This is a genomic window from Streptomyces sp. NPDC001922, from assembly GCF_042891165.1.
Lineage (GTDB): Bacteria > Actinomycetota > Actinomycetes > Streptomycetales > Streptomycetaceae > Streptomyces.
On record NZ_JBIASV010000002.1, the window covers coordinates 471511 to 488534 of the forward strand.

Annotated in this window: 12 protein-coding genes; 4 read left to right on the plus strand and 8 right to left on the minus strand. The window is 71.1% G+C overall.

Features of this window, described 5'->3' with window-relative positions; all coding sequences use genetic code 11:
* The first annotated feature begins 150 nt into the window (after nucleotides 1–150).
* From ACFYYR_RS05550 to ACFYYR_RS05565, 4 genes are all read left to right on the plus strand, one after another.
* Entirely contained in the window at nucleotides 151–1446 is a 1296-nt protein-coding gene (locus ACFYYR_RS05550) for an HRDC domain-containing protein (RefSeq protein ID WP_388847190.1), read from the plus strand.
* Nucleotides 1447–1796: 350 nt separating this feature from the next.
* The gene (locus ACFYYR_RS05555) at nucleotides 1797–3017 is read left to right on the plus strand and encodes a thiolase family protein (protein WP_388847192.1); all 1221 of its coding nucleotides are present in this window, start codon (nucleotides 1797–1799) and stop codon (nucleotides 3015–3017) included.
* Complete coding sequence (locus ACFYYR_RS05560; RefSeq protein WP_388847194.1) at nucleotides 3014–5140, plus strand: 3-hydroxyacyl-CoA dehydrogenase NAD-binding domain-containing protein; 2127 nt, start codon at nucleotides 3014–3016, stop codon at nucleotides 5138–5140. The genes ACFYYR_RS05555 and ACFYYR_RS05560 overlap by 4 nt, the downstream gene beginning before the upstream one ends.
* Nucleotides 5141–5348: 208 nt before the next feature.
* Nucleotides 5349–5771: an NTP pyrophosphohydrolase gene (locus ACFYYR_RS05565; protein WP_388847196.1), complete on the plus strand. Its 423-nt coding sequence runs from the start codon at nucleotides 5349–5351 to the stop codon at nucleotides 5769–5771.
* 141 nt (nucleotides 5772–5912) lie between these two features.
* Here ACFYYR_RS05565 and ACFYYR_RS05570 read toward each other — a convergent pair whose 3' ends face one another.
* From ACFYYR_RS05570 to ACFYYR_RS05605, 8 genes are all read right to left on the minus strand, one after another.
* Entirely contained in the window at nucleotides 5913–7424 is a 1512-nt protein-coding gene (locus ACFYYR_RS05570) for an amino acid permease (RefSeq protein ID WP_388847289.1), read from the minus strand.
* 192 nt (nucleotides 7425–7616) lie between these two features.
* On the minus strand, nucleotides 7617–9533 hold the full coding sequence (gene dxs / locus ACFYYR_RS05575) for a 1-deoxy-D-xylulose-5-phosphate synthase (RefSeq protein WP_388847198.1): 1917 nt from the start codon (nucleotides 9531–9533) through the stop codon (nucleotides 7617–7619).
* A 207-nt stretch (nucleotides 9534–9740) separates the two neighbouring features.
* Nucleotides 9741–11054: a sugar ABC transporter permease gene (locus ACFYYR_RS05580; protein WP_388847200.1), complete on the minus strand. Its 1314-nt coding sequence runs from the start codon at nucleotides 11052–11054 to the stop codon at nucleotides 9741–9743.
* Nucleotides 11051–11839, minus strand: a complete 789-nt coding sequence (locus ACFYYR_RS05585) for an ATP-binding cassette domain-containing protein (protein ID WP_388847202.1) — start codon at nucleotides 11837–11839, stop codon at nucleotides 11051–11053. The genes ACFYYR_RS05580 and ACFYYR_RS05585 overlap by 4 nt, the downstream gene beginning before the upstream one ends.
* Nucleotides 11840–12091: 252 nt before the next feature.
* On the minus strand, nucleotides 12092–13177 hold the full coding sequence (locus ACFYYR_RS05590; RefSeq protein WP_388847204.1) for a substrate-binding domain-containing protein: 1086 nt from the start codon (nucleotides 13175–13177) through the stop codon (nucleotides 12092–12094).
* 120 nt (nucleotides 13178–13297) lie between these two features.
* The gene (locus ACFYYR_RS05595; RefSeq protein WP_388847206.1) at nucleotides 13298–14497 is read right to left on the minus strand and encodes an ROK family protein; all 1200 of its coding nucleotides are present in this window, start codon (nucleotides 14495–14497) and stop codon (nucleotides 13298–13300) included.
* A 398-nt stretch (nucleotides 14498–14895) separates the two neighbouring features.
* Nucleotides 14896–15867, minus strand: a complete 972-nt coding sequence (locus ACFYYR_RS05600) for a carbohydrate ABC transporter permease (RefSeq protein ID WP_388847208.1) — start codon at nucleotides 15865–15867, stop codon at nucleotides 14896–14898.
* Between the two features lie 196 nt (nucleotides 15868–16063).
* The gene (locus ACFYYR_RS05605) at nucleotides 16064–16987 is read right to left on the minus strand and encodes a carbohydrate ABC transporter permease (protein ID WP_388847210.1); all 924 of its coding nucleotides are present in this window, start codon (nucleotides 16985–16987) and stop codon (nucleotides 16064–16066) included.
* Between the last annotated feature and the right edge of the window lie 37 nt (nucleotides 16988–17024).

The following is a 17024-nucleotide window of genomic DNA, read 5'->3' on the forward strand; positions in this document are numbered from 1 at the left end:
TTACGCCCGAATGCTCGGGCCGGGGGCGGGGGGCGGCTTGGGGGGGGTCGCGCCCCGGCCCGCAATAAACCAGCCCCCCACCCCGCCGGGGCGCCCGCCGCCGTACCGTCCGGGGGGGGGGCGCCTCGCATCCACGGATACCCTTGACCGGTGACCGACGCCCAAGAGACCGCAGCAGACCGCACACTGCGCATCCCCGGCGGCGCTGCGACACCAGCAGCTGCCACATCCCGTCCGGACCTCCCCGCGCCGGTCCCCTTGCTGGAGCCCCGAGAGGGCATCCCCCCGGTCACCGCGACCCCCGAGGCGCTGGCCGAGGTGGTCGCGGCCTTCGCGGCCGGTTCCGGCCCCGTCGCCGTCGACGCGGAGCGCGCCTCCGGCTACCGCTACGGGCAGCGCGCGTATCTCATCCAGCTCCGCCGGGACGGCGCGGGCAGCGCCCTGGTCGACCCGGTCGGCTGTCCGGAGCTGTCGGTGCTGGGCGAGGCGATCGGCGACGCCGAGTGGGTGCTGCACGCCGCGACCCAGGACCTGCCGTGCCTCCGCGAAATAGGCATGACCCCGCAGCGGCTGTTCGACACCGAGCTGGCCGGCCGGCTCGCCGGCTTCGCCCGCGTCGGTCTGGGCGCAATGGTCGAGAACGTGCTCGGTTACGCGCTGGAGAAGGGCCACTCCGCCGTCGACTGGTCCACCCGCCCGCTGCCCGACCCCTGGCTGCGCTACGCCGCGCTCGACGTGGAGCTGCTGGTGGACCTGCGCAACGCCCTCGAGGAGGAGCTGGCGGAGCAGGGCAAGCTGGAGTGGGCCCGTCAGGAGTTCGCGGCCATCGCCGCCGCGCCCCCGGCCCCGCCCCGCAAGGACCCCTGGCGCCGCACGTCGGGCATGCACCGGGTGCGCCGCCGCCGGCAGATGGCCGTGGTCCGGGAGCTGTGGACCGCCCGGGACCGGATCGCCCAGCGGCGGGACGTCTCCCCCGGCAAGGTGCTGGGCGACGCGGCGATCGTGGAGGCCGCCCTCGCCCTGCCCGCCGACGCCCAGGCCCTCGCGGCGCTGCCCGGCTTCGGCAACCGGATGGGGCGCAAGCAGCTCGACCAGTGGCAGGCGGCGGTGGAGCGCGCCCGGGCGCTGCCCGACGCGGAGCTCCCCCAGCCGGGGCAGCCGGTCGCCGGACCGCCCCCGCCCCGCGCCTGGGCCGACAAGGACCCGGCCGCGGCCTCCCGGCTCTCGGCCGCGCGGGCCGCGGTGACGGCGCTCGCGGAGAGCCTCAACCTGCCGCAGGAGAACCTGATCACCCCGGACACCGTGCGCCGGCTGTGCTGGGAGCCCCCGGCGGAGCCGACGGTGGAGGCGGTCTCGGCCTTCCTCACCGCGCACGGCGCCCGCCCGTGGCAGATCGACCAGACGGCTCCGCTGCTGGCGGGAGCGCTGTCGATCACCGCGGTCTGACGGGCGCGCCCGGAGCGGCGCGCAGGTGTCCCGGAGGGGGCGACGCAGATGGCGTCGCCCCCTCGGGCCGTATCGGGCCGTATCGGCCACTCCCCCTCCGCCCGTCCGGGCCCCCGCCGGCCCTTCGCCGCTGGGGCCGTCCGGCCTGCCGGGGCGCCTCAAGGGCCGGGGCGCGGGGTTCCGTTTCCGCTTCTCGGAGGGGTCCGGACGAGCGGCTCCGACGGCGCGTCGACTGTGATCTGTACCGCTCCGGGCGGCAGGACTGGGCAGGCTGGTTACCCGCAAGTAGCATGGCGGTCAGAGCCGCCGCAGGCAGCACCGTGCCCGTTCCGCATCAGGAGGAGAGCCAAGTGCCTCGTACCGCTAGGGACGTCGTCTTCGTCGACGGCGTCCGCACCCCGTTCGGCAAGGCGGGCCCGAAGGGCATCTATCACGAGACCCGGGCCGACGACCTCGTCGTCAAGTGCATCCGCGAACTGCTGCGCCGGAACCCGGACCTGCCCGCCGAGCGCATCGACGAGGTGGCGCTCGCCGCCACCACCCAGATCGGTGACCAGGGCCTGACCCTCGGCCGCACCGCGGGCATCCTCGCCGGTCTGCCGCAGTCCGTGCCCGGCTACTCCATCGACCGCATGTGTGCCGGTGCGATGACCGCCGTCACCGCCACCGCGGGCTCCATCGCCTTCGGCGCCTACGACGTCGTCGTGGCCGGCGGTGTCGAGCACATGGGCCGCCACCCGATGGGTGAGGGTGTGGACCCCAACCCGCGCTTCGTGTCCGAGAAGCTCGTCGACCAGTCGGCGATGTTCATGGGCATGACCGCGGAGAACCTGCACGACCGGTTCCCGCACCTCACCAAGCAGCGCGCCGACGAGTACGCGGTGCGCAGCCAGGAGAAGGCCGCCAAGGCGTACGCCGACGGCAAGATCCAGGCCGACCTGGTGCCGGTGTCCGTCCGCCGCACCAACGCCGAGGCGGGCGAGACCGGATGGGGCCTCGCCACCCAGGACGAGCCGATGCGCCCGGGGACCACCCTGGAGAGCCTGGCCGGCCTGAAGACGCCGTTCCGCGCGCACGGCCGCGTCACCGCGGGCAACGCCGCGGGCCTGAACGACGGCGCCACCTCCTCGCTGCTCGCCGCCGAGGACGTCGCCGTGGAGCTCGGCCTGCCGGTCAAGATGCGCCTGGTCTCCTACGCCTTCGCGGGCGTGGAGCCCGAGGTCATGGGCATCGGCCCGGTCCCCTCGACCGAGAAGGCCCTCGCCAAGGCCGGTCTCTCGATCGACGACATCGGCCTGTTCGAGATCAACGAGGCCTTCGCCGTCCAGGTGCTGGCCCTGCTCGACCACTACGGCATCGCCGACGACGACCCGCGCGTCAACCAGTACGGCGGCGCGATCGCGTTCGGCCACCCGCTCGCCTCCTCCGGTGTCCGGCTGATGACGCAGCTGGCCCGGCAGTTCGAGGAGCAGCCGCACGTGCGCTACGGCCTGACGTCCATGTGCGTCGGCTTCGGCATGGGCGGCACCGTGATCTGGGAGAACCCGCACTTCGAGGGGGCAGGCAAGTGAGCACCGCAGAACTTCTCAAGGGAGCTGCCGAGCTGTTCCCCGACGAGGTCGTGACCCAGGCGCACGTACGCCACCTCGACCTCCCCCAGGGTGCGGGCCGCTTCGCGCTCATCACCCTGGACAACGGCCTGGACCACACCAAGCCGACCACCTTCGGCCCGCAGTCGCTGGCCAACCTCAATGTCGCGATCGACCAGGTCGAGGCGGAGGCCGCGAACGGTGAGATCGTCGGCGCCGGCATCACCGGCAAGCCGTTCATCTTCGCCGTCGGCGCCGACCTCAAGGGCGTCGAGCTGCTGAAGCGGCACGAGGACGCGCTGGCCATCGGCAAGGGCGGCCACGACGTCTTCAAGCGGCTGTCGTCGCTCGCGGTGCCGACCTTCGCGTACTACAACGGTGCCGCCATGGGCGGTGGCGTCGAGGTCGGTCTGCACTGCAGCTACAGGACGGTGTCCGCGGCGCTGCCGGCGTTCTCGCTGCCCGAGGTCTTCCTCGGCCTGGTGCCCGGCTGGGGCGGCTGCACGATCCTGCCGAACCTGATCGGCGCCGACCGTGCCGTCAAGGTCGTCATCGAGAACTCGCTCAACCAGAACAAGCAGCTCAAGGGTGCGCAGGTGCACGAGCTCGGGATCGCCGACGCGATCTTCGAGGGCGCCGACTTCCTGGAGCAGTCGCTGATCTGGACCGCCTCGGTGCTGCGCGGCGAACTCGCCGTCGACCGCCCCGAGATCGACCGCGGTGAGGCCTGGGACCAGGCCGTCGCCCGTGGCCGCGCCGTCGCCGACGGCAAGGTGCACGGCGCCGCCCCGGCCGCCTACCGCGCGCTGGACATCATCGAGGCCGCCAGGAACGGCGACCTCCAGCAGGGCTTCGACGCCGAGGACCAGGCCCTCGCGGACCTGATCATGGGCGGCGAGCTGCGCAGCGGCATCTACGCCTTCAACCTGGTGCAGAAGCGCGGCAAGCGCCCGGCCGGCGCGCCGGACAAGAACCTGGCCCGCCCGGTCAGCAAGGTCGGCGTCGTGGGGGCCGGTCTGATGGCCTCCCAGCTGGCGCTGCTCTTCCTGCGCCGCCTCGAGGTGCCGGTCGTGCTGACCGACATCGACCAGGAGCGCGTCGACAAGGGCGTGGGCTACGTCCACGGCGAGATCGACAAGCTGCTGCTCAAGGGCCGGGTCAACCAGGACAAGGCCAACCGCCTCAAGGCCCTGGTCACCGGCTCGCTCGACAAGGCCGCCGCCTTCGGCGACGCGGACTTCGTCATCGAGGCCGTCTTCGAGGAGATGGGCGTCAAGCAGAAGGTGTTCGCGGAGGTCGAGGCGGTCGTTCCGGCCCACGCGATCCTCGCCACCAACACCTCCTCGCTGTCGGTCACCGAGATGGCGTCGAAGCTCCAGCACCCGGAGCGGGTCGTCGGCTTCCACTTCTTCAACCCGGTCGCGGTCCTGCCGCTGCTGGAGATCGTCCGCGGTGAGAAGACCGACGACGCGTCGCTGGCCACCGCGTTCGGTGTCGCGAAGAAGCTGAAGAAGACCGCGGTCCTGTGCAAGGACGCCCCGGCCTTCGTGGTCAACCGGATCCTCACCCGCTTCATGGGCGAGATCCAGAACGTCATCGACGAGGGCACCCCGGTCGCGGCCGCGGAGAAGGCCATCGAGCCGCTCGGCCTGCCGATGTCCCCGCTGGTGCTGCTGGAGCTGGTCGGCCCGGCCATCGGTCTGCACGTGTCGGAGACCCTGAACGGCGCCTTCCCGGAGCGGTTCACCGTCTCCGAGAACCTGGCCGCGGTGGTCAAGGCCGGCAAGCGCGGCTTCTACGTCTACGACTCCGGCAAGCCGGAGCTGGACCCCGAGGTCGCCGCCCTCCTGGTGCAGGGCGACACCGTCCTGACCGAGGAGCAGGTGCGCGCCCGCGTGCTGGACGCCGTCGCTCAGGAGATCGGCCTGATGCTGGACGAGGGCGTCGTGGCCGAGGCCCAGGACATCGACCTGTGCCTGATCACCGGCGCCGGCTGGCCCTTCCACCTGGGCGGCATCACGCCGTACCTGGACCGCGAGGGCGTTTCGGAGCGGGTGAACGGCAAGCGGTTCCTCGACCGCGGCGTCGCGAGCGTCCCGGCGTAACGACCGCGGGAACCCCACGGTCCGGCTGAAGCGCCGGGTCCGCGCCCCCCTTTCGCGGGGGCCGGGCCCGGCGCTTCGCGCTGAGCCGCATGCATGCTGTGCCGCCTTCGTGCTGTACCGCCTTCGTGCTGTGCCGCATTGGTGCTGGGCCGCACCGGGAACGCCGGAGGGCGAGCACGGCGGCGGACGGCCGTGACAGGCTGGCTCCGTGGAGACGGCAGAACGGCCCCTGGTGATCGTGGACGCGGCCAACACGGTGGGATCCGTCCCGGACGGCTGGTGGCGGGACCGGCACGGTGCGGCCGAACGCCTGCGGGACCGGCTGGTCCGGGTGGCGGCCGAAGGGCTGTCACCGGCGCGGAACGTGCCCGAGTGGGCCGTGGACACTCCGGTGGACGTGGTGCTCGTGGTCGAGGGTGCGGCCCGGAACGTGGCGTCCGTACCGGGGATCCGGGTGGAGCCGGCATCCGGGAGCGGCGACGACCGGATCGTCGAGGTGGCCCGGGAGGCCTCGGGGCGGCGGACGCTCGTCATCACCTCCGACCGCGAGCTGCGCCGGCGGGTGGCCGAGCACGGGGCCGTGTGCGCCGGTCCGCGTGCCGTGCGCCCGGAGGCCCGGGAGAAGGACTGAGCGCCGGGGAGGTCCGGAGCGGCGCCTCCTGAGGGATTTCGGGAGGCCTGTGAGGGCGTCGGACGGCTCGGCGGAGTGCAGGGCATGCGATGGGGCCCCGGGCGGCTGCCCGGGGCCCCACGTGTGCGGTGAGCGGTGCCGTCAGCGCCGCGAAGAGGCCGGGTTCATCCGGCTGTGCTTCTGCCCGTAGAGGAAGTACACGACGATGCCGACGATCATCCAGCCGCCGAACCGCACCCAGGTCTCGGCCGGCAGGTTGATCATCAGCCAGAGCGAGGCGCAGACCGACAGGATCGGCAGGACCGGTACCCATGGGGTCCGGAAGGCGCGGGGCAGGTCGGGGTGGGTGCGGCGCAGGATGATCACGCCGATGGCCACCACGACGAAGGCGAACAGGGTGCCGATGTTCACCAGGGTCGCCAGCTCGGAGATGCTCGTGAAGCCCGCGATGACGGCGATGATGCAGCCGAGCAGGATCGTCGGCCGGTACGGGGTGCCGAAGTGCGGGTGGGTCTTGGAGAAGAACCGCGGCAGCAGCCCGTCCCGGCTCATCGCGAAGAACACCCGGGTCTGACCCAGCAGCAGAATCATGCAGACCGTGGTGAGTCCGACGGCCGCCCCGAAGCTGATGGCGCCCGCGTACCAGGGATGGCCGGTCGCCTTGAAGGCGTCCGCGAGCGGTGCGTCCACCGACAGCTCCGTGTACTTCTGCATGCCGGTGACCACGATCGACACCGCGACGTAGAGCACCGTGCAGATGAGGAGCGAGCCGAGGATGCCGCGGGGCATGTCCCGCTGCGGGTTCCGGGTCTCCTCGGCGGTGGTCGCGACGACGTCGAAGCCGATGAAGGCGAAGAAGACCACCGAGGCCGCGGTGAAGATGCCCTGCCAGCCGAAGGTCGTCGGCTCGTAGCCGAACATCAGCTGGACCAGGGGCGCATCCAGGCCGGAGCCGGCGATCTCCCCCGACGCGGGCGGGATGAACGGGTCGTAGTTGGCGCCGTCGATGAAGAAGGCCCCGGCGATGATGACGATCATCACCACCGTCACCTTGATGCCCACCACGACGGCGGTGAGCCGGGCGGACAGCTTCACCCCGACGACCAGGATCACCGTCAGCAGCAGCACCAGCAGGAACGCCAGCAGGTCGAAGCCGACGCCCTCCTTCACCACGTCGGGACCGGACAGGTAGTCGGGCAGGTGCCACCCCGCGTTGTCCATCAGCGACCGCACATAGCCGGACCAGCCGACGGCGACCACCGCGGTGCCCAGGGCGAACTCCAGCACCAGGTCCCAGCCGATGATCCAGGCCGGGAGTTCGCCGATGGAGGCGTAGCTGAAGGTGTACGCGGATCCGGCCACCGGCACCGTCGAGGCGAACTCGGCGTAGCAGAGGGCCGCCAGGGCACACACGATGCCCGCGGCCACGAAGGCGAGGGCGGTGGCGGGTCCGGCGTTCTCCTTCGCCACCGCTCCGGTGAGGACGAAGATGCCGGTGCCGATGATGACGCCGACGCCGAAGACCATGAGGTCGAAGGCGGAGAGGGACTTGCGTAGCTGGTGCTCTGGCTCCTCGGTGTCCTGGATGGACTGCTCGACCGTCTTGGTCCGGAAAACGCCGCCTCCCGCGTCGCGGCTCCTGGGTTCCTGCATGCTGCTCACCGGCGCACCTCCACGCTTGGCCGTCCGCGATACGTTCTCGCACCCGGGCGGCAGGGCCGGGGCCACACCCGGAGGGAGAAACGGATTCACCCGAGGGAGTCGGCGGGCGACGCATGCAATGGGCCGGTCGGAGTACCCGTCAGGTGCTCCGACCGGCCCGGTGCCGGTGTTCGTCGGCTGAGGTCAGTCGCGGGTGGCCTCGGCCGGCTCGTCCTCGTAGCGGCCGTCGAGCTTGGCGACGAGTCCGGTGACCTGGCGGGCGATGTCGGGCGCGGTCAGGCCGATCTCCGCCATGACCTCCTTGCGGGAGGCGTGGTCGAGGAAGCGGGCCGGGATGCCGAAGTCGCGCAGCGGTACGTCGACCCCCGCGTCGCGCAGGGCCTGGGAGACGGCGGAACCGACGCCTCCGGCGCGGCAGTTGTCCTCCACGGTGACGACGACCCGGTGCTGCTCGGCCAGGGCGGGCAGCTGCTCGTCGACCGGCTTGACCCAGCGGGGGTCGACCACGGTCGTGGAGATGCCCTGCTTGTCGAGGAGTCCGGCGATCTCCAGGCACATCGGGGCGAGGGCGCCGACCGAGACCAGGAGGACGTCGGCGGAGGAGGCGTCCTCCGGCTTGTGCAGCACGTCCATGCCGCCGACCCGGCCGACGGCCTGGACCGCCGGGCCGACCGCGCCCTTGGAGTAGCGCACGACGGTGGGGGCGTCGTCGACCTCGACGGCCTCGCGCAGCTGGGCGCGGACCTGGTCGGCGTCGCGCGGGGCGGCGATCCGCAGGCCGGGGACGACCTGGAGGATCGACATGTCCCACATGCCGTTGTGCGACGCGCCGTCCGTGCCGGTGACCCCGGCGCGGTCCAGCACGAACGTCACTCCGCACTGGTGCAGGGCGACGTCCATGAGGACCTGGTCGAAGGCGCGGTTGAGGAAGGTGGCGTAGACGGCGAAGACCGGGTGCACGCCGCCGGTGGCCAGGCCCGCGGCCGACACGGCCCCGTGCTGCTCGGCGATGCCGACGTCGTAGACGCGGTCCGGGAACGCCTTGGCGAACTTGTCCAGGCCCACCGGCTGGAGCATGGCCGCGGTGATGGCGACGATGTCGTCCCGCTCGTGGCCGAGCTTGACCATCTCCTCGCCGAAGACCGAGGTCCAGTCGGCGCCGGAGGCGGCGATCGGCAGGCCGGTGTCGGGGTGGATCTTGCCGACGGCGTGGAAGCGGTCGGCCTCGTCCTGGAGGGCGGGCTGGTAGCCGCGGCCCTTCTCGGTGAGGCAGTGCACGATGACCGGGCCGCCGAAGCGCTTGGCGCGCTGCAGGGCGGACTCCAGGGCTTCCAGGTCGTGGCCGTCGATCGGGCCGACGTACTTCAGGCCCAGGTCCTCGAACATGCCCTGCGGGGCGATGAAGTCCTTCAGGCCCTTCTTGGCGCCGTGCAGCGTCTCGTAGAGGGGCTTGCCGACGACCGGGGTGCGGTTGAGCACCTCCTTGCCGCGGGCGAGGAAGCGCTCGTAGCCGTCGGTGGTGCGCAGCGTGGCGAGGTGGTTGGCGAGGCCGCCGATGGTGGGCGCGTAGGAGCGCTCGTTGTCGTTGACGACGATGACGAGCGGGCGGTCCTTGGCGGCGGCGATGTTGTTGAGCGCCTCCCAGGCCATGCCGCCGGTCAGGGCGCCGTCGCCGATGACCGCGACGACGTGGTCGTCCTTCTTGCGCAGCTGGTTGGCCTTGGCGATGCCCTCCGCCCAGCCCAGGACGGTGGAGGCGTGGCTGTTCTCGATGACGTCGTGCTCGGACTCGGCGCGCGACGGGTAGCCGGACAGCCCGCCCTTGCTCTTGAGCTTGGAGAAGTCCTGGCGGCCGGTGAGCAGCTTGTGCACGTAGGACTGGTGCCCGGTGTCGAAGAGCACCTTGTCCCGCGGGGAGTCGAACACCCGGTGCAGGGCGATGGTCAGCTCGACGACACCGAGGTTGGGCCCCAGGTGTCCACCGGTCTTGGAGACGGCGTCGACGAGGAAGGTCCGGATCTCTCCCGCCAGCTGGTCCAGCTGCTCCGGACCGAGCCGGTCCAGATCGCGCGGTCCCGTAATGCGGGTCAGCAGCGCCACCCGTGCCTCCTTGCTGTCGAGTTTCGCCTGTCGATCCTTGCCGGTCCGACGAGTCTAATCTTCCGCCCGTGGCGGCGTGGGAGGGGCCGTGGCGATCTACGTCACGCGAATGGCTCAGACGTGATAAAGCGCACGTGCCCGGCGCCGAGGGGCGCCGGGCACGTTGCGGGTGTGCGGGGCCGTGCGGTCGGGCGGAGAGCCCTGCGGTCAGGTGCGGCCCGCCGACTTCTGCGTCCGCCGGGAGACCGAGTCGATCACGACGGCGGCCAGCAGCACCGCGCCGGTGATCATGTACTGGATCTCACTGGCCATGCCGAGCAGGTTCAGACCCTGCTGGATGGACTGGATGACCAGCATGCCCAGCAGCGCGGACCAGATCTTGCCGCGTCCGCCGAAGAGGCTGGTGCCGCCGATGACGGCCGCGGCGATCACGTTCATCAGCACGTTGCCGGCGCCCAGGCTCTTGGTGGCGCCGCCGGACTGGCTGGCGATGAACAGTCCGCCGACGACCGCGAGCGTGCCGGCGATGGTGAAGACGGAGATCCGGATCCACTCCACGTTGATACCGGCGCGGCGGGCGGCCTCGGTGCTGCCGCCGACCGCGAAGATCTGCCGGCCGTAGGTGGTGCGGCGGACCGCGAAGTCGGTGAGGACCAGCACCGCCAGGAAGATCACCAGGGCGAGCGGCAGGCCGCGCGACTGGTTGAGCTCGTAGGCGGCGGCGAACACGACCACCGCCAGGACGGTCGTCCGCAGCACGATCTCGCTGGTCGGGCGGGCGGGCAGCTGCGCGGCCCGCCGCCGGCGGCTGTCCAGCAGCATCGACGCCAGGTAGGCGAGCACGGCCACCAGGGCCAGCCCGTAGGCGGCGGCGATGTCCTCGAAGAAGTAGTTGGTGAGGTTCTCCACGATGCTGCCGCTGGGCGTGTTGATGCTGCCCTCGCTGCCCATCAGCCAGATCTGGAGACCGCTCCAGCCGAGGAAGCCGGCCAGCGTCACCACGAACGCCGGAACGCCGATCCTGGCGAAGAAGAATCCGTGGAAGGCGCCGATCAGGGCGCCCGCGGCGATCGCGGCGAGGACGGCGAGTCCGTCGTTCATGCCGTGGGAGACGCTGAGCACCGCCCAGATGGCGGCACCGACACCGGCGACCGAGCCCACCGACAGGTCGATCTCGCCCAGCAGCAGGACGAAGACGATGCCGACGGCCATGATGCCCTGGCCGGCGATGTAGATGCTGATGTTGCTGAGGCTGTCGGCGGCGAGGAAGCTCGCGTCGAGCGACTGGAAGATGATCCCGATGGCGATCAGGCCGAGGACGACGGGGATCGAGCCGAGCTCGCCGCCGCGCACCTTCCGCTTGAACTCGGTCAGGTAGCCCTTGAGGCCCTCTTCGCGGACCAGCAGCCGGGGGTCGACCGCGGGGATGGGCGCCGCGCTGTCGTCGACGACGGTGACGGCGCCGCCGTCCTCCGGGGTGCTGCCGTCGTCCTGCAGCGGGTCCTTGACGGTGTCGCTCATGTCGCCGCCTCCGCGGTCCGCGCCTGACGGCGGGTCACGGCGTTGTCCGTGGCACCCGTGATCGCCGCGATGATCTCTTCGTGGGAGGTGTCCTTGACCGGGAAGACACCGTTGTTGCGTCCGAGGCGCAGCACCGCGACGCGGTCGGCCACCGCCTTCACATCGGCCATGTTGTGGCTGATGAGGATGACGCCGAGGCCGCGCTCGCGGAGCCGTTCGACCAGGTCGAGGACCTGCGCGGTCTGCTCGACGCCGAGGGCCGCGGTGGGCTCGTCGAGGATGACGACCTTGGGCTCGCCGATCAGCGCGCGGGCGATCGCGACCACCTGGCGCTGACCGCCGGAGAGGGACGCGATCGGGATGCGCACGCTGGGGATGCGGATGGAGAGCGTGTCCAGCAGCTCCTTGGCCCGCTTCTCCATCGCCACCTCGTCGATGACACCGGCGCGGCGCAGCTCGCGGCCGAGGAAGAGGTTGGCGACGACGTCGAGGTTGTCGCAGAGCGCCAGGTCCTGGTACACGGTGGCGACGCCCAGCTCCTGGGCGTCGTGCGGGCGGTCGATGCGGACCGGCCGGGCTTCCCACTCGATGACGCCGTCGTCGATCGGGTGCACGCCCGCGATCGTCTTGACGAGGGTGGACTTTCCGGCGCCGTTGTCGCCGACGAGGGCGACCACCTCGCCGGGGTGGATCTCCAGATGGACGTCGGTGAGCGCCTGGACGGCGCCGAACCGCTTGGAGACCCCGCGCAACGCCAGCACGGGCGTAGCGGACACGTGAATCATCTCCTTCGCCGCCGGAGGGCGGGGGTGCCGCGCAGGGGAACGGTGCGCGGTGGACGGGGGAGGTAGGGGGACCGCGGGGATTGTCCGGCAGCCGCCCCGCCGGTGGCGTGGAGGCGGGGCGGGTGCCGGGGCGGGCTTCCGGCGTACGGCCGGGGGGCCGTACGCCTGTCGGCCCAACGGGCGGCGGGTCCGGGGCGGACCGGCCGGCGGCCGGCCGCGCGGCGCGGGAGGCGGGCGCGGGCGGCCGGGCCGCTACTTGATGCCGGCGGCCTTGCAGGCCTTGGCGAAGTCGGCCGTGCAGATCTGGCCGGCCGTGTAGACCTCGTCCTTGAGGATCGTGTCCTTGATGTTGCCCTTGGTCACGATCGTGGCGTCGTAGAGCTTGGTGGGGATGCCCTTCTTGCTCTTGCTGGCGACCGTCTCCGGGGCCACGGAGTCGATCTTCTCGCCCTTGAGGAGCTTCACCGCGATCTCGGCGGTGGTCTCGGCCTCGGGCTTGATGCCCTTGTAGATGGTGAAGGTCTGCGAGCCGCTGAGGATCCGCTGGAGGCCGGCGAGTTCGGAGTCCTGGCCGCCCACCGGGACGTCCTTGATGCCGGACGACTTCAGGGCGGTGGTGATGCCGCCGGCCATGCCGTCGTTGGCGGAGTAGACCGCGTCGAAGCCCTCCTTGCCGAGGGAGGTGATGGCGGCGGCCATCTTGCGGTTGGCCTCGTCCGGGGACCAGTCGGGGATGTCCTGCTCGTAGACGACCTTCTTGACCTTGCCGTCGAGCACCTTGTGGGCGCCGGCCTTGAAGAGGGCGGCGTTGGGGTCGGTCGGCGAGCCGTTGATCATCACGACCCGGCTGTCCTTGGCCTCGTCGCCGAGCGCGTTGAGCACGCCCTCGCCCTGGAGCTGGCCGATCTTCTCGTTGTCGTAGGACACGTATGCCGAAATGTCGCCCTCGGCGAGCCGGTCGTAGGCCACGACCTTCACGCCCTTCTTGGCGGCGGCGTCCACCCAGGATCTGGTGGCGGTGGCGTCGACCGGGTCCAGGATGATGACCTTCACGCCCTTGGTGATCAGGGCGTCGAACTGCTTCTTCTGGGTCTCGGTGTCCTGGTTGGCGTTGTTGTAGGCGACGTCGCAGTCCTTGCAGAGGGACTTGATCTTCGCCTTGATGAGCGGCCGGTCGAAGGTCTCGTACCGGGTCGTCTTGTTCTCCGGCAGCAGCAGACCGATGGTCTTGTTGTCGCCGTCCCCGCCTGCACTTCCCGCCTTGCCGCACGCGGCCATGGACAGCGCCATGGAGACAGCGGCCGTACCGATCACGACGCGACGCATCGTTGCGTTCATGTGGAACCTCCCTGACGAGGCCGCGACGTGGGCGGCCGAGGTGGCTGGAAGTCAACTCGGCCGCCCGTCGGGCGTCAAGAAGTAAATTCTTAACGAGATGGCAACGGTGCCATTCGTTATCTAAGTGAAGGCAGGCGCCGCAGCGGGTACCGAACCGTCCAAAAGGGTGGAATCGCCCATCTCATTGAGGACGAGCGCCAGCGCGCCGAGCACCTCGGCACGGCCGCCGAGGGCCCCCGGGACGACCGACAGCCGCCGCGCCGCGCTGGGGATCGCGTACCGCGCGACCGACTCCCGGATGGGCGCCAGGACCAGCTCGCCGGCCTCCGCGAGGTCGCCGCCGAGCACCACCCGGCTGGGGTTGAGCAGGTTGCAGAGGTTCGCCACCCCGCTGCCGATGTGCCGCCCCACGTCGCCGATCACCCGGCGGCAGCCGGGGTCGCCCTCCCGGGCGAGCTGCACCATGCGCTCCACGGTCAGGTCGGGGCCGTGGCTGGAGTGCAGCAGCCCCAGGATGTAGCGGGCCGCGGTGAAGGTCTCCAGGCAGCCGCGGTTGCCGCAGCGGCACACCGGCCCGGACTCGTCGAGCGTGATGTGCCCGATCTCCCCGGCGGTGCCGCCGGGCCCGCGGTAGATCTGCCCGTTGATCACCAGACCGGCGCCGACGCCGCTGGCCACCTTGATGTACGCCAGGTCCTTCACCCCGCGCCCGCCGCCCCAGACCAGCTCGCCGAGGGCGCCCAGGTTGGCGTCGTTGTCGACGTGCACCGGCACCCCGAGGCGCTCCGAGAGCTCCTCGCGCGGGTTGATGCCCACCCAGCCCGGGAGGATCGCGGTGGAGCCCAGGGTCCCGGTCTCCACATCGATCGGGCCGGGCACGCCGAGGCCGACCCCGATGACCTTCTCCGGGCGGATGTCCGTGCCCGCGATCAGCCGGTTGACCAGCAGTTCCGCCCGGTCGAAGCCCTGGGCGGCCGAGGCGTCGACATCCAGCGGCTCGGACTCCTCGGCGAGCACCTCATGGGCCAGGTTGCCGATCGCGACCCGCAGGTGGGTGTGGCCGAAGTCCACGCCGACGACGACGCCGGCGTCCCCGCTCAGCGAGACGCTGCGGGCCCGCCGGCCCCCCGCCGACGTGGGGGTGACCTGGACCGTTCCGCCGTCCTTCAGCTCCCGGACGATGTTGGAGACCGTGGCGGCGGACAGCCCGGTGCTCCGGGCGATCTCCGCCTGGGTGAGCGAGCCGGCCAGCCGCACCGCGCGGACGACGCGCTCCAGATTGGCCCGGTGCAGCGACGACTGCGATCCCGGAGTCTCCACGCTCTGATCACTCCCACCTGGGGCAGGACGGAGCCGCGCCGATGAGACCCCGTCGTATACAACATATGAACTCTAAGCAGAGCCCCAGACGTTGTTTCCCGTCAAGGCCTTGAGCGGGCCAGGCATCGGATGAGCGCCATGCTATGCAGCCTGTCCGGACCTGCGCGCCCGGAGCAGGAACGGGAACGGGTGGGAGCCCGCTCCCGGCCGAATGGCTGGAAACGGACCCCACCCGAGGGCATCCGGACGGTGCGGATCACCGACGCGCCGCCCCGGCCCGCCCGCTCCCGTCCCCGTTTCGTCGGCCCGGCCCGTGCGCCGTGCCACCCGCGGGCCCGCCCGTCCGGTCATGCTCCGCGCGGCCCCGGGCGCCTGCTCCGCCCCGTCGCCGCTCCCGGCTACTTGAGCGCCCCCGCGGTGAGGCCGGCCTGCACCTGTCGCTGGAAGACGATGTACACGGCGAGCACCGGCAGCATGGCCATGACGAGACCGGCGAAGAGCCCCGACCAGTCGCCCTTGTACCCCTGGCTGACGGCGAGCTGGACCAGGCCCTGGGTCAGCAGCTTCCGGTCCGGCCCGGTGTTGAGCACCGTCGGCAGCAGGTACTGGTTCCACTGCCCCAGGAAGTTGAAGATCCCGACGCTGATCAGGCCGGGCTTCGCCATCGGCAGCATGACCTGGAAGAACGTCCGGGTGTGCGAGGCCCCGTCGATCAGCGCCGCCTCCGCCACCGAGGTGGGCAAAGTGCGGAAGAAGGCGGTCAGGAAGAAGACGGTGAACGGCAGCGAATAGGCGATGTAGGCCAGGATCAGCCCGTGGTAGGTGTTCAGCAGCCCCATGTTCTTCATGACGAAGAACAGCGGCACCAGCGCGAGGATGACGGGGAAGCTCATCCCGCCGACGAACAGGTAGTACAGGAACCGGCTGCCCGGGAACTCGAAGCGGGCCAGCACATAGGCGGCCATCGAGCCGAGCAGCATGGTGCCGATCAGCCCGCCGCCCACGACCACCGCGGTGTTGAAGAAGTAGTCCCCCATGTGCGCCTTGGTCCAGGCGCGCGTCCAGTTGTCCAGATGCAGGGCGGACGGCAGCGCCCAGGGCGAGGTGAAGATCTCCCGGTCGTCCTTGACCGAGCTCATCACCGCCCAGATCAGCGGCATGGTGACCAGCAGCCCCCAGACCACCAGCACACCGTGCGAGAAGACGTTGAGGACGCGGCCCTCGCCGTCCGACCCGCGGTCCGGACGGCCGCCGCCGCCCGTCCCCGCCCCCCGCTGCCGCGGCAGGGCCGGCGCGGGGGCACCGGGGACGGGCCGCCCGTCCGCCTTCGTCACGCCCGGGAGGTCCGAGGGCTCTGCTTGCGCGGTCACGGTGCTACCCCCAGGTCGGCGTTCGGGCGGTCGGTCCGGTGCGGCGTCCTCGCCATCGGTACTGCCGTCACCGCCATCGGTGCTGCGGTCCCGGTCGCCACTCCTGCCGTCGCGGCCACCGGCACGGCCGCGCCGGTCATCGGCACTGGCGTCCCGGTCGTCGGTGCGGCCGTCCCCGCCGTCGTCGTCCCCGCCATCAGTACTCCAGCCGCTCGCGCCGGCCGAGCTTCATGACGAGGAAGGCGAACAGCAGCGTGACGATCAGCAGGGCCACGCCGAGCGAGGTCGCGTAGCCGGCCTGTCCGTCCCGGAACGCCTTGGTGTAGAGGAAGAAGGACAGGACCTCGGTGGAGTAGGCCGGTCCGCCCGGACCCACCGTCATGATCTGCACGACGGCGAAGGAGAACGCGTCGAGCGAGAGGATCCCCATGTAGATCCAGCCGGTCTGCACGGTGTCCCACAGCAGCGGCAGCGTGATCCGCCAGAAGGTGTGGAAGCGGTTGGCCCCGTCGAGCAGCGCCGCCTCGTAGAAGTCCTTCGGGATCGAACTCATCCCGGCGGAGAAGAGCACCACGTAGAAGCCGACATTGCTCCAGACCATCACCGCCATGACGCACCACAGCGCCAGGCCGGGATCGCCCAGCCAGTCGGGCTGCACCGAGTCCAGCCCGACGGCCTGCAGGAACGAGTTCAGCGCACCGCTGTTGGGGTTGTACGCGAACTGGAACAGCAGCGCGACGATGGCGATCGAGAGAACCTGCGGGAAGAAGTAGACGATCTTGTAGAGGCCGGAGCCGCGCACTCCGCCGATCGCCGCGTTCTTCCGGCGCCGGCCGCCGACGTTCAGCATGAAGGCGAGGAACAGCCCCAGCCCGAGCGTCACCAGCGGCAGCACGAGGAGCAGCAGAAGGTTGTTGCCCAGCGCCTTCCAGAAGATGTCGTCGTGCAGCATCCGCTCGTAGTTGCGGAGGCCGACCATCGAGAAGTCGGGGCTCAGCCCGGTCCAGTCCGTGAACGAGTAGTAGATGGCCTGGACGAAGGGCGAGATCACAAAGACTGCGTAGATCGCCAGAGGCAGGGCCAGAAACCCCGCGACGAAGCGGTACTTGCCGTGCTGCATTCCCTACCGACCCCGATCCTCCCCTGAGGGCGCCGCC

Excerpts from the sequence above, each read along its gene's own strand:
- ACFYYR_RS05580 (WP_388847200.1), bottom strand. The coding sequence starts at position 11,054 with ATGAGCGACACCGTCAAGGACCCGCTGCAGGACGACGGCAGCACCCCG.
- ACFYYR_RS05605 (WP_388847210.1), bottom strand. The coding sequence starts at position 16,987 with ATGCAGCACGGCAAGTACCGCTTCGTCGCGGGGTTTCTGGCCCTGCCT.
- ACFYYR_RS05590 (WP_388847204.1), bottom strand. The coding sequence starts at position 13,177 with ATGAACGCAACGATGCGTCGCGTCGTGATCGGTACGGCCGCTGTCTCC.
- ACFYYR_RS05585 (WP_388847202.1), bottom strand. The coding sequence starts at position 11,839 with ATGATTCACGTGTCCGCTACGCCCGTGCTGGCGTTGCGCGGGGTCTCC.
- ACFYYR_RS05570 (WP_388847289.1), bottom strand. The coding sequence starts at position 7,424 with ATGCAGGAACCCAGGAGCCGCGACGCGGGAGGCGGCGTTTTCCGGACC.